The sequence below is a fragment of the Bacillus sp. M5A3_1b genome (assembly GCF_053345335.1).
In genome coordinates, this window is record NZ_JBKEZY010000007.1 from 69,805 (window position 1) to 81,628 (window position 11,824).

General features: G+C 33.3%; 14 protein-coding genes. 5 read left to right on the forward strand and 9 right to left on the reverse strand.

The features are described 5' to 3' along the window. Positions 1–11: 11 nt before the first annotated feature. From ACLBWW_RS19920 to ACLBWW_RS19940, 5 genes are all read right to left on the reverse strand, one after another. On the reverse strand, positions 12–2,204 hold the full coding sequence (locus tag ACLBWW_RS19920) for a peptidase domain-containing ABC transporter (RefSeq protein WP_000051679.1): 2,193 nt from the start codon (positions 2,202–2,204) through the stop codon (positions 12–14). A 207-nt stretch (positions 2,205–2,411) separates the two neighbouring features. Then, positions 2,412–2,588, reverse strand: coding sequence for a class IIb bacteriocin, lactobin A/cerein 7B family (locus ACLBWW_RS19925; protein WP_000849668.1), 177 nt, complete (start codon positions 2,586–2,588; stop codon positions 2,412–2,414). 22 nt (positions 2,589–2,610) lie between these two features. Continuing rightward, positions 2,611–2,817, reverse strand: a complete 207-nt coding sequence (locus tag ACLBWW_RS19930; protein WP_001089632.1) for a class IIb bacteriocin, lactobin A/cerein 7B family — start codon at positions 2,815–2,817, stop codon at positions 2,611–2,613. A gap of 134 nt (positions 2,818–2,951) precedes the next feature. After that, positions 2,952–3,092 carry a hypothetical protein gene (locus tag ACLBWW_RS19935; RefSeq protein WP_000069043.1) on the reverse strand — a complete coding sequence of 47 codons (141 nt, stop codon included), beginning with the start codon at positions 3,090–3,092 and terminating at the stop codon, positions 2,952–2,954. A gap of 530 nt (positions 3,093–3,622) precedes the next feature. Further along, positions 3,623–3,904, reverse strand: a complete 282-nt coding sequence (locus ACLBWW_RS19940; protein WP_048545461.1) for an LCI fold-containing protein — start codon at positions 3,902–3,904, stop codon at positions 3,623–3,625. 403 nt (positions 3,905–4,307) lie between these two features. Between ACLBWW_RS19940 and ACLBWW_RS19945 the strand changes: the two genes are divergently transcribed. Then, positions 4,308–4,418 (forward strand): YjcZ family sporulation protein, encoded by a 111-nt coding sequence (locus ACLBWW_RS19945; RefSeq protein WP_000540371.1) that lies wholly within the window; start codon positions 4,308–4,310, stop codon positions 4,416–4,418. A gap of 460 nt (positions 4,419–4,878) precedes the next feature. On the opposite strand, the gene ACLBWW_RS19950 is transcribed toward ACLBWW_RS19945, so the two are convergent. Continuing rightward, positions 4,879–5,268, reverse strand: a complete 390-nt coding sequence (locus ACLBWW_RS19950; RefSeq protein ID WP_048545462.1) for a hypothetical protein — start codon at positions 5,266–5,268, stop codon at positions 4,879–4,881. A gap of 292 nt (positions 5,269–5,560) precedes the next feature. Here ACLBWW_RS19950 and ACLBWW_RS19955 point away from each other — a divergent pair, with 292 nt between their 5' ends. Then, the gene (locus ACLBWW_RS19955) at positions 5,561–6,112 is read left to right on the forward strand and encodes a DUF4352 domain-containing protein (protein WP_098706460.1); all 552 of its coding nucleotides are present in this window, start codon (positions 5,561–5,563) and stop codon (positions 6,110–6,112) included. 98 nt (positions 6,113–6,210) lie between these two features. Here the strand turns inward: ACLBWW_RS19955 and ACLBWW_RS19960 are convergent, their stop codons facing one another. Then, on the reverse strand, positions 6,211–6,381 hold the full coding sequence (locus ACLBWW_RS19960) for a DAK2 domain-containing protein (protein WP_371411555.1): 171 nt from the start codon (positions 6,379–6,381) through the stop codon (positions 6,211–6,213). 191 nt (positions 6,382–6,572) lie between these two features. Beyond that, entirely contained in the window at positions 6,573–7,079 is a 507-nt protein-coding gene (locus ACLBWW_RS19965; RefSeq protein ID WP_447614189.1) for an RrF2 family transcriptional regulator, read from the reverse strand. A gap of 210 nt (positions 7,080–7,289) precedes the next feature. On the opposite strand from ACLBWW_RS19965, the gene ACLBWW_RS19970 reads away from it, so the two are divergent. Next, entirely contained in the window at positions 7,290–7,931 is a 642-nt protein-coding gene (locus ACLBWW_RS19970) for an FMN-dependent NADH-azoreductase (protein WP_098706459.1), read from the forward strand. Positions 7,932–8,005: 74 nt separating this feature from the next. Here ACLBWW_RS19970 and dhaK read toward each other — a convergent pair whose 3' ends face one another. Further along, positions 8,006–9,757 carry a dihydroxyacetone kinase subunit DhaK gene (gene dhaK / locus ACLBWW_RS19975; RefSeq protein WP_098706458.1) on the reverse strand — a complete coding sequence of 584 codons (1,752 nt, stop codon included), beginning with the start codon at positions 9,755–9,757 and terminating at the stop codon, positions 8,006–8,008. A gap of 178 nt (positions 9,758–9,935) precedes the next feature. Here dhaK and dhaS point away from each other — a divergent pair, with 178 nt between their 5' ends. Further along, positions 9,936–10,502 (forward strand): dihydroxyacetone kinase transcriptional activator DhaS, encoded by a 567-nt coding sequence (gene dhaS, locus ACLBWW_RS19980; RefSeq protein WP_000204220.1) that lies wholly within the window; start codon positions 9,936–9,938, stop codon positions 10,500–10,502. Positions 10,503–10,521: 19 nt separating this feature from the next. Next, positions 10,522–11,520: a DhaKLM operon coactivator DhaQ gene (gene dhaQ, locus ACLBWW_RS19985; protein WP_048545465.1), complete on the forward strand. Its 999-nt coding sequence runs from the start codon at positions 10,522–10,524 to the stop codon at positions 11,518–11,520. Positions 11,521–11,824: the final 304 nt, after the last annotated feature.

Genomic DNA, 11,824 nt, shown 5'->3' on the forward strand with positions numbered 1-11,824 from the left:
TATGCTCCTTTTTATCGGGTGATCTCTAATAATTCTTGTGGTAGCTGATTATTCCACAACACTCTATATAAACCATCTTTATTTATTAATTCTCCATGCTTGCCTTCCTCAACAATTTCTCCTTTGCTCATTACAAATATGTTATCACAATGCATAATTGTACTTAATCGATGAGCAATTGTTATGGTTGTTAGTTTACCTGCTCTATATTCCTTTAAGTTTTCAATTATTTTTCTCTCACTAGTCGAATCCAGATGACTTGTAGCCTCATCTAAAATAAGTACGTCTGCTTCTTTTAATAGAGCACGGGCAATTGATAACCGTTGCCGTTGACCACCAGATACATTAGAAGCATTTTCTTCTAATAATGTGTCATATCGGAGTGGCAAGGAACTAATGAATTCATGGGCATCGGCCAATATACATGCCTCTATTATTTTGTCCATTGTTACCTCTCTATTCAAACCAAATACCAAATTATCAAAAATACTACCACTAAAGAAAAAAGATTCCTGAGCAACATAAGCTATTTTATTTCTTAAACCTGTCCTATTCATATCTTTAATATGATAGTTATCATAATAAATGTTACCTTCGTTTACGTCATAATATCTCATTAATAATTTAGCAATTGTTGTTTTACCTGAACCACTTTCCCCTACAAACCCAACACTATATCCAATTGGGATTTCAAAACTTAAATTATTAAATATATTTTGCCTAGTTCCATATTTAAAAGTTATATTATCCAATCTAATTTTGTGATGAAAAGAAGTAGGTGAAAGTTTTTTATCTTCTTGATCATTCTTTTCTAAATCTAAATCTAAAATCTCAGTCAATCTTTTTGAAGCAACAAAAGCAGATTGTAATGTTGGCTGTAAATCTACTAGGTTTTTTATAGGATCTAAGAAATACACCAATAGTGCATTATATGCAACTAGCTGACCTATTGTCATTTCCCCGTTTAATATAGCAATAGCTCCAACCCATAAAATTACAACACCCCCTACTAATTCCACAATTGTTTTAATAGATTCTTGACTATTTGTAATTAGAAACCGTTTAAAGAATTTCTGCAAAAGACTTATCAATCTTTTTTCAGTTTGAAATTCTGCTTCTTTTTCAGCATTATAGGATTTTATTGTTGATATCCCATTTAGCGATTCTACAATATAAGAAGTTAATTCAGCATTACTTTCCATTTCTTGACGATTAATTTTTTCATAAGAGCTTTGAAACATCCAAATAATAAGGATGTATATAGGTACGTGTAATGCTGTAATGAAAAATAAAGTAGAACTTTGTGTATACAACAAAATAGAGCCAGCTATTACCATGATCGTATCAATCATCACAGTTAAAGTTGTTGTCGCAAGTGCCTCCCTAATTTTAGCAGCATCTTGGAACCTCGAAATAATTTCACCGACTTTTCTTGTTTCAAAAAAGTTCATCGGTAAGGATAAAACATGTTTATAGTAACCAAACATTAACTTTATATCTAACCGACGACTCAAATATAAAATTAAATGCGACCTAAACAACTCTAAAAGAACTTTAAAAATGTATAATACGATGATCCCAATAGAAAGATATGTTAGCGTATGCTTTAAATTCTCAGTAACAATATTATCAATTACAATTTTGAAATAAAAAGCACCCAAAACTCCAAATATGGTTATTAAAATTGATGAAAGAAAAATAGGAATTAAGAGACTTTGTTGATTTTTTAAAAGAAACATAAATCTACTGAATGTATTTTTCTCTTCATCTCTTGATTGAAAAGATTCATTAGGTATTAAAAGAACTAAAACGCCTGTCCAAATCTCATTAAATTCCTTAATATCATATTTAATAATCCCTTCTCCAGGATCAGCAACAATCACTTTACCCTTTTTGGTGATTTCTAAAATAACAACATAATGTAATAACTTCCCATCAATTATGACATGTGCAATAGCGGGTAATGGAATCTCTTTTAAAGATTCTACATTTCCCCTTACTCCTTTAGCAGAAAAACCTAACTTTTCAGCCGCTTGAATTAAACCATAAACATTCGTTCCATTTCTATCAGTTCCAGCATATTCTCTGATTTTGGAGATAGGTATATGTAATCCATAATGTTTAGATACAGTAGAAATACATGCTGCACCGCAATCTTTAATATCGTGTTGTCTCACCCAATGATATTTTTTAAATAAAGACATACTTATTTAAACAACCTCTCATATTTAACTTTTAAATGCATTCTCTCCCACATATGTTAATAAACACAGGAGTTTCAAACTTATTGTACTTAAAGATAACAATAAAATTTGTTAGCCTTTCAAAAATTCCATATCGAAAGGCTTTTTATAAAGAAGAAAAGATTGTACTATTAAGCGCATACAATCTTTTCCTCTTTATAAAAATGTTTATTTTTTCTTCTTTTTCTTTTTTGCTTGACTCTCTTCGTAAGCATCCCACAGTCCAGCACCAGCTCCAACAACTAGTAAGCCACCTGCTACTATTACAGGACCAAGTCCACCATTTGTATCGTACAACTCTTCTTCAGTTAGACTTTTGTACTTTTCTAAAGTAATCGTTTTCATTTTAAGCACTCCTTACTACCTCTTATTTGAAAATCTTTTTACCAACCCATTTTCCGCCTACATAACCTGCTCCAACAACTCCAGCTCCAGCTGTTATTGCACCAGCTACTTTTGTAAAACCAGCAACTCCAGCAATTGCTAAAGGAACCACTCCACCATCAATGTTTTTTAATTCCTCATTACTTAATACTGCTAAATTAGGCATTTCTTTTTTTAATACTGAATTCATAATAATATCTCCTATTCTTAATTTAATTATATTACATTTAAGCAATATGAATTTTATATTAATACACCTTTTAATAAAAATCTACACTTTTTTGAAAAAATTCTTTTTTCTTGATTAAATTACATTATTTTACTTTAGAATACAACAGAACCCACCCACTTACCTACAATGTAACCAATATAAATAAGCAGAGCTCCTGTTAAGATATAAAAACAAGATTTAAAATACATACTCCTTTCAATCGCATCACCAATTTGATGAAACATGTTTGACATAAAGAAAACACCACCTTTTTATAATTATTAGAGTAGAACACACAGAGATGTTATCAGAAAACAACTAACCAATACAATACTTATTGGAATAATTATATATAAAATAATAACAGCGTTCACAAAAATTTAAAATTTATGAAATGAATTACTCTATAGTTAATATTTAGAATTCAAAAGGTTTATTAGGTAAAAAACACGTTATATTACAACTAATTATTTCTATTTAATAAATCCCCTAACCCTTATGACAACGCTTGAGCATACCCTTCTATAAAGTTGAGGAATAATAGGATTATTAAATGATGTATCCTCTCATTCCTACTCTCAATTAACATAATTTTCAAATAAATACTAGTAATTATTATAGTTCCCCGTTATGAATAATGAGATAATTTATGTGTCACTTATATTTGCTTTAACCAAAAAGAGAACTTGTAGTGATTTCTACAAGTTCTTTTTTCCTTTTTATGGAGGATCAGTTTAAAAACTAAAAATAAAAGAACCTCAATAAATGAGGTTCAAAAAATCTACTATTTTAAATTACCTTCGTAAAAAGCAACTCCATTTTGAACATGTTTTAAATACCACGTAATCGTTCCACCACAAACATTTTCAGTAAAACTATTAGCATATACTCCATTTGAGTAATAAAGAGTTCTTTTGAATTTACCATTAGAATACTCATAAGGAATTGAGCATGTTGCTTGCTTCGGAGAGCTCACATCTTTTTGTATATCAGCTGAAGCTGCCCCAATTCCTCCTGTTAATGCAATACCAGTTGCCAATAGCCCTACTACTAATTTCTTAAACATAATAAATCCCCCTTTAATAGTTTTTATAGCTTACAACTCAACTGTATCACTTTTGTAAATTATGTAAATATCTTGAATATGTAGAAATATTTATTTAACTTTTGGTAATATTGGGATTTTATTTTATCAAATAGAAAATAGAGGGAGTTAGAAAAGTATGTAACAATGCATAATAAATCAATCGGATATTATGATATACTCACAAAGAGCTGATACAAAATTTCTTTAGATTGGAAAACTAAAGTCTTATCTACCTAACAGGAAGGCGCCTAATGGCGTCTTTTCTATATTTTCAAAAGGACCTGCTCAATTCATTCTTTAAAACATAAGGTAAAGTGAACCCGTTAAAATCCATGGAATGAACCCTAGTTTTACCCTTTTATCTAAAGGAGGCACTATTGTTATGGGATATGGTGGTAGTTGCGGCGAAGGCTGCGGTTTCGCTGGAGGATTTGCTTTACTAGTTGTATTATTTATTCTATTAATCATTATCGGATGTAGTTGTTTCTGCTAAAAAACTATTAGAAAAGGTACCTTTTCTTTATGTGCCTTATTCATTATCTGGTTCCAAACTATTAACTACATTTTGTTTAGAATGTGGTGAGGTGAAATCATTTAGAGTGGAGAAGCCGGAGATATTTGAAGAGTAGAATAATACTAATTACATATTATAAAGATGTTTATTACTGATGGTAACATTCAAGCATTTCGCCTACCTTTAGAATTGGAATATTGAGTACTTTCATCTATAGGTGCTACTTCACTAGGAAAAATCCGTTCCTCTGTAAATTTACTTTCGAAATAATAGACACGAAATTTCATATAAAATGCAAATAAACAAGGAACGTATTAGTCGGTTCCTTGTTTATTTAGCTAAAGCAGACTTCTTTGGAAAACCCAAATAAAAGTTAAATCAACTCCTATTTAACATTTCCCTTCAGATATATGACAGTAAAGAATACATCATCACGGTGTCAGCAAGCAAAAGTGTATTCTGCATTTCTAAAAACAGTAGATGGCAGATTGTGACCTGCTGAATCTGCTAAGAAAGAATATACAAGCACATCCTTAACATCATCTTTATTTCCACTAATGATGACATCAAGAAAATCTTCTATTTGGAATTCTGGCGTAAACAACACAATCTTAGTTGTTCTGTTTGGTTCTAAAGAAACAAAAGTACGAGAGATTTCAACTAATTCATTTTGAATTGGGAAAGAAATGTTTCGACTTCTCTTAACAGTTACCGTTACATTACTAGTATGACAGCGTGAATCATTGTTTAACATAATGTTGAGAGCAGCTGGAATAATCCCATTTTCAGAAACTGGAACTCGAAACACTCCAGTAGATTTATGAGCCATATAATCACATCCTTTCAAAATAAAATATATTTACAATATATTAGATGCAAGAAACGTTCATTTTGATAGGGACAAATTATATGATTAATATATCTATAATAACCCTCGGTATTACTAAGACAATGATTTAAAAGATTAACAAATATCGTGAGACCCAATCGAATGTATATGAAAAGGAAAAAGAATAAGGCGTCTAAAAAATTACCTATTTTGAGCCAATAATGAGACATTATGTTAATCTTATATGTATAGTTGCACAAAATTGAGAAACTTAAGGAGACAGATTAATTTTATGAGAAAATCATTCATATTACTTACTTTCATTCTAGTATTAGTCAGTGTTACGGCTGCTTGCACACAAGATAAAAAAGATAGTGCCGTTGAAAATGGTCCAATAGAAGAACCAACCGCAAAAAATGAAAATGAAGAATTAATAAATCTTGAAGAAAAAGAAGATATGAGCCGCTTGGAACAAGGTATTTTATTAGTTGGTGAGAGTGTTAAGGGAGGCTATTACTTGACCGCCGTTCAAAATGCATATTTAAATGCTAGTAACGATTCCGTCGTTGTTAATGTCTCTGTAAAAAATGTACGAGGTCAAACGATTGGACTATCAGAATTAAAATATAACCTAAAAGATGAAAAAGCCGGAAAGGCCTATGAAGGAAAGGTGCTTGATCAAACCCCTTCTGATATACAAGTTAAACCAAATGAAACGGTAGAATTAAAAATAGCTTTTGAAGTACCAAGTACCGCAGATGAATATATGTTTTATATTGAAAGCTCTTTAGATCCTCTAGGAGCACACTGGAAAATCGATAAGCTACAATCACAAAAAAACTAAGTCTCAAATAAGCAAAAAGCAATGAAAAATTTGATATAGATACAAATGAATAATATATAAAAGTCCCTCCACCTTAAGGCAAAGGGACTTTCTAACGCCTATTTCAAACTACCAGCAATTTCCGTAAAGATAACTCCAAGCGCATGTGCACCTGCATCTGGGTAGCCTAAACTTCTCTCACCAACTGTACCGGCGCGGCCCATGCGAGCAACGATTTCTTTCGTGTACTCTGCTCCTTTTTCAAAGGCAATTTTCACTATGTTTAAAATATCTGAACACATAAATTCATTTACTTTTTACAAAAATAAAATTGTATTTTTTAGAATTTCAATGTTAATCAATTTGAAACTTTATGAGTTAATTAAATGTGATATTTAAAGAAATAATTTGTGATGAAGTACTCACATGATGGAATTAATGTTAAAAAACAAAAAAACTCTAACTAATTCGTCATGGCGATTTAGTTAGAGTTTTTTTGTTTGAAGTATTCACGAGTATCTACCCTTATCTTTTCAGGTAAAACAATATCAAGTTCTTTATCTAACCATGCAAGAGTCTTTTTACGAAGAAACTCACGCATGTGTTCTTCTGCTTCAAGCATTACTAAGTTAATTGTACAAGAAGAATTGCTAGGCTCACAAGAATTACAAGCTTTGTCTCGATATAGTAGACCATTTTGTACAATATTTTTACATTGAAAAATAGGTTTTGGGCCTTCGACGGCTTCTATTACATCCCAAAAAGAAATATCTTCTGGAGACTTAGCTAACCTGTATCCTCCTTTTACACCTGGGACAGAATTCACAATGTCAGCTTTAGATAATTTACCGAAAACTTTTGAAAGAAATGTTTCAGAAAGTCCTTGAAACTCTGCCAAATCTTTTATTCCAACACTTTCCTTGGAAGGAGCATTGATTAAATAAACTAGGCAATGCAAGGCATATTCAACCCCAACACTATATTGCATATACAAATCACCTGCTTTTTATTTTAAGGGTTATCAAATTGTATCTTAGGACCATTTAGAATTTTAGTCAAATAAAAGAAGGCTCTTTTAGAATAGTATGTATTTCATTTGACAAAAATAATTTCAGAGATTATATTAAAGACAATATTGATCGACGATTAATATTGTCGACAATTAAAACGTAAAAACTTTTAAAAAGGGGAAATACAAATGAACAAAACACTTATTATAAACGCAAATCCGAAAGTGGATGATACATCATCAGTCAGCATTAAGGTTCTTAACCACTTTTTAGTATCTTATAAAGAATTAATTCCTAATAATGAAACGATTGAACAGATTAATTTATACGATGATGTAGTACCAATGATAGATAAAACTGTTTTAAGCGCATGGGAAAAGCAAGGAAATGGACAAAAGTTAACTGATGAAGAACAAAAAGTAATAGAGCGTATGTCCGAAATTTTACAACAATTTAAAAGTGCAAATACGTATGTGATCGTATTACCTTTGCACAACTTTAATATTCCATCAAAGTTAAAAGATTACATGGACAATATCATGATTGCACGTGAAACATTTAAATATACTGAAACTGGATCAGTGGGACTACTTAAAGATGGAAGAAGAATGCTTGTTATACAAGCAAGTGGAGGGATCTATACAAATGATGATTGGTATACAGAAGTGGAATACTCTCATAAATATTTAAAAGCAATGTTTAATTTCCTAGGTATTGAAGATTATCAAATCGTTCGTGCACAAGGAACAGCAGTACTAGATCCAAATGAAGTATTACAAAATGCATATAAAGAAGTTGAAGACGTAGCTTCTAGATTAGGTAACAAATAAATTTTTTCACTGGAAGAATGATGGTTATAAATAAAAACCCCCTCCACCACAAGGCAGAGGGGATCTTCACATTCCTATTTCAAACTACCCGCAATCTCCGTAAAGATAACTCCAAGTGCATGTGCACCTGCATCTGGATAGCCTAAACTTCTCTCGCCAACTGTACCAGCGCGGCCCATGCGAGCAACGATTTCTTTCGTGTACTCTGCTCCTTTAACCGCTGCTTCTGCTCCTTTTTCAAAGGCAGTTTTCATGTCTTCTTCGTTTGAAGCGCTACCTAACCAAGAATCTACACATGGAGCAAGTGCGTCAACAAGTGTTTTATCACCAACTACTGCTCCTCTGCCAAATGATCTTTCACCGATAGATTGTATGCCTTGCAGTGCTGCTTGCAACATTTCAGCGAATTCTTTCACTGTTAGCTCACGTTTTTCGCCAGCTGCTTTACTAGCTGCTCGGAATGCTCCGCCCCAAATTGGACCAGATGCGCCGCCGCAATGTTCCATAATAATCATCGAACAACCGTCAAGGAATGATCCGATCGTTACGTTCTCTTGTTCTACAATAGAATGCCACTCACGTTTTAATTGCTTAAATCCTTTTGCCACACTCATTCCGAAGTCCCCGTCACCAGCGTGCGTGTCTAACTCACAGAACGATACTTCATTTTTAATAATAATGTCGCTCATTTTATCAACGAGATAAACCATATTGTTTAATGTGATGACATTATCTTTTATAACAGCGTGCTCTTCAGCTGTTTCTATTTCAAATGAAACTTCCTTCTCTTCTACATCTTCAAGTACATTCACGTACTCTACACTTTCAACTGGTCCATCTACTTTAAACGCTGGTGTATTACATTCTTTAGATAGTAATGTTTTTAGCTCATCGTCTAGTTTCATTACTGTTAAAGACATACCCGCCATATCAATACTCGTCATATAATTACCGACGAATACTCTATTAATTTTAATGTTTCTAGCAGCTAATTCTCGCGTAACTGCGTTATTAAATAGGTAAAGTTCTTGCAGTGGTGTTCCGCCAAAACCGTTAACTAGAAGCGCAATTTCTTCGCCGTCTTTTACTTCTAAGTCTTTTACAAGATCGTTTGTCATACGGTTCGCTAATTCATCTGCTGATAACATTTTTTCACGTTTAATTCCTGGCTCGCCATGAATACCTACGCCATATTCCATTTCATCTTCCGCAAGTGTGAAAGTAGGTGATCCGCTCGCTGGAACTGTACAAGAAGTTAACGCTAAACCGATTGTACGCACGTTAGCCGCTGCTTTTTCCGCCACAGCTTTCACCGCACCTAAATCCATACCTGCTTCCGCTGCTGCGCCGGCAATTTTATGAACGAGAATAACGCCCGCAACGCCGCGGCGTCCTACTGTATACAAACTATCTTCTACCGCAATATCATCGTCCACTTTTACGTAGTCGACTTCAATTCCATCTTCCGTCGCTAAATGTGCACCGTTTTTGAAATTCATAATATCGCCGCTGTAATTTTTAATAATTAATAACGTACCTTTTTTACTCGCTGTCTCTTTAATTGCTTGATACACCTGAATTTGTGAAGGCGAAGCAAACACATCTCCGCACACTGCCGCATCTAGCATTCCTTTTCCGACTAATCCTGCATGCGCTGGCTCATGACCACTACCGCCGCCACTAATTAACGTTACTTTATTTTCGTTCATTTCTTTCTTCTTAATTACTTTATATTTTTTCAAAAGCTCAAGCTCTGGGTGAGCCATAACCATTCCGTTACACATTTCCATTACTAATGTTTCTGGTTTGTTTATAATCTTTTTCATTGTGATTCTCCCTCAATTCCTTTAATATATTGTGATATATTTGAAATCTTCTTCTTACTACTTATGTTAAAATGAAAGCGTTTTATAGTAAACGGACAAAATGGACAATTTGTCTAAAGACACCGCTCTCATTTATGGATAGGATTTTCATATTAATAACATTCTAGGGATGATTCACATGACCTCTTCTATAATTTCTAAAAAGATAATCGCAAATTCATTGAAGTATTTAATGGAAACAGAATCATTTCATAAAATATCAGTGAGCGATATTATGTTACACTGTCAAATGCGCAGGCAAACTTTTTATTATCATTTTAAAGATAAATTTGAACTATTAAGCTGGATTTATAGAGAAGAAACGAAAGAGAACATTATCGACTTTCTCGACTATGAAACGTGGGAAAACATTTTCGATTTACTATTTGATTACTTTTATGAAAATCAAAAATTTTACCGAAATGCTTTTAAAGTCATTGAGCAAAACTCGTTTAATCACTATTTATTTGAGCATACGAAAAACTTATATATGAAAATTATTGATGAATTATCTGTGAGCTGTGGATTCAGCCTTTCTGACGAGACAAAAAATACGATTGCCTCTTTTTATAGTCACGGCTTCGTTGGAACGATAAAAGATTGGATTGAAAGCAAATGCGAAGTAGATCCGTCCATTATGTCTTCACTCATGAAAAATATGATAAATAATCAATTACTACTATTATTGGAACAATCAGCAAAGTAATTAAAGGGTGGCAAAAGCAATGAAAAAGATTATGAATGATGTACAAAATATCGTTCAAGATATGATGCATGGTTTTTATTTTGAACATAACGACAAAGTAAATTACAACGAAACAAATAACATCATTTATGTAAAAGATATAGAAAAACTGAAGCAAAACGTCGCTATTATAAGCGGTGGTGGTAGCGGACATGAACCTGCTGATATTGGTTATGTAGGAAAAGGTATGCTTACAGCGGCCGTAAACGGCAATATTTTCACTCCGCCTACAGTGGAACAAATTATTACGGCAACTCGCCTCATGCCAAAAAATAAAAGTATTTTATTCATCATCAAAAACTTTAAAGATGACGTAGCAAACTTTCTTGCGGCTGAACAAATTGCTAAAGAAGAAGGAAGAAAAATTGACCATATCATCGTAAATGACGACGTTTCAATTGAAGATGATGCTTCGTTTAATAAAAGAAGACGCGGCGTCGCTGGTACTGTTTTCGTTCAAAAAATACTCGGTGCGGCCGCTCTTGCAGGTCACTCTTTAGACGAACTAACAACACTCGGCCATTCTATCACTGAAAACTTACACACATTAGGGGTCGCACTTTCACCTGCAAACGATCCGGTGAAAGGAAAAGCTTCATTCACATTAAACGACGATGAAGTATTTTACGGCGTCGGCATTCACGGCGAAAAAGGTTACCGTAAAGAAGCACTATCCTCTTCTGAAATATTAGCGATCGAACTAATGAACAAACTAAAAAGCATTTACCGCTGGAGAAAAGGCGACAACTTCGCCATCCTCATTAACGGATTAGGCGCAACTCCACTAATGGAACAATACATTTTCGCAAATGACATTCGCCGTTTATGTGAGCTGGAAGGATTACAGATTACATTCGTAAAAGTTGGTACATTGCTAACTTCTTTAGATATGAAAGGTGTTTCGCTTAGTTTGCTTAAGGTGGAAGATTCTGATTGGGTGAAGTGGTTGAAAGAAAGTACGGAAACTGCTAGTTGGTAATACAAATAAAGTGAAACTTTAATCAGTTGGGGGTTTTGTTCATCCCCACTGATTATCAGCCCTCACCAATCGGACTTTTACGGGCAGATCGATCCCCACCTTGAAATATCCGCTGTGCTTACCCCATTGCTATCAAGTTAAACTCGCACAACGTCAATTAAAGTATAGGTTGTTTCTTGAAATGAATTTTTAAATAACTCAAAATAACAAGCAAAAAGTCCCTTCAAAGTTAAAGGGACTTTTTAGTATGTAGAAATTAGCCTAAACCTAAGATTACATCTCTTGAAAGGGGGCATTTTTATGT

Bases quoted from the DNA above. Each gene is read 5' to 3' on its own strand.
- ACLBWW_RS19940 (WP_048545461.1), bottom strand. From the start codon at position 3,904: ATGTTTAAGAAATTAGTAGTAGGGCTATTGGCAACTGGTATTGCATTA.
- ACLBWW_RS19925 (WP_000849668.1), bottom strand. From the start codon at position 2,588: ATGAAAACGATTACTTTAGAAAAGTACAAAAGTCTAACTGAAGAAGAG.
- ACLBWW_RS19945 (WP_000540371.1), top strand. From the start codon at position 4,308: ATGGGATATGGTGGTAGTTGCGGCGAAGGCTGCGGTTTCGCTGGAGGA.
- ACLBWW_RS19920 (WP_000051679.1), bottom strand. From the start codon at position 2,204: ATGTCTTTATTTAAAAAATATCATTGGGTGAGACAACACGATATTAAA.
- ACLBWW_RS19950 (WP_048545462.1), bottom strand. From the start codon at position 5,268: ATGGCTCATAAATCTACTGGAGTGTTTCGAGTTCCAGTTTCTGAAAAT.
- ACLBWW_RS19970 (WP_098706459.1), top strand. From the start codon at position 7,290: ATGAACAAAACACTTATTATAAACGCAAATCCGAAAGTGGATGATACA.
- dhaK (WP_098706458.1), bottom strand. From the start codon at position 9,757: ATGAAAAAGATTATAAACAAACCAGAAACATTAGTAATGGAAATGTGT.
- dhaQ (WP_048545465.1), top strand. From the start codon at position 10,522: ATGAAAAAGATTATGAATGATGTACAAAATATCGTTCAAGATATGATG.
- ACLBWW_RS19935 (WP_000069043.1), bottom strand. From the start codon at position 3,092: ATGTCAAACATGTTTCATCAAATTGGTGATGCGATTGAAAGGAGTATG.
- dhaS (WP_000204220.1), top strand. From the start codon at position 9,936: ATGACCTCTTCTATAATTTCTAAAAAGATAATCGCAAATTCATTGAAG.
- ACLBWW_RS19955 (WP_098706460.1), top strand. From the start codon at position 5,561: ATGAGAAAATCATTCATATTACTTACTTTCATTCTAGTATTAGTCAGT.
- ACLBWW_RS19965 (WP_447614189.1), bottom strand. From the start codon at position 7,079: ATGCAATATAGTGTTGGGGTTGAATATGCCTTGCATTGCCTAGTTTAT.
- ACLBWW_RS19930 (WP_001089632.1), bottom strand. From the start codon at position 2,817: ATGAATTCAGTATTAAAAAAAGAAATGCCTAATTTAGCAGTATTAAGT.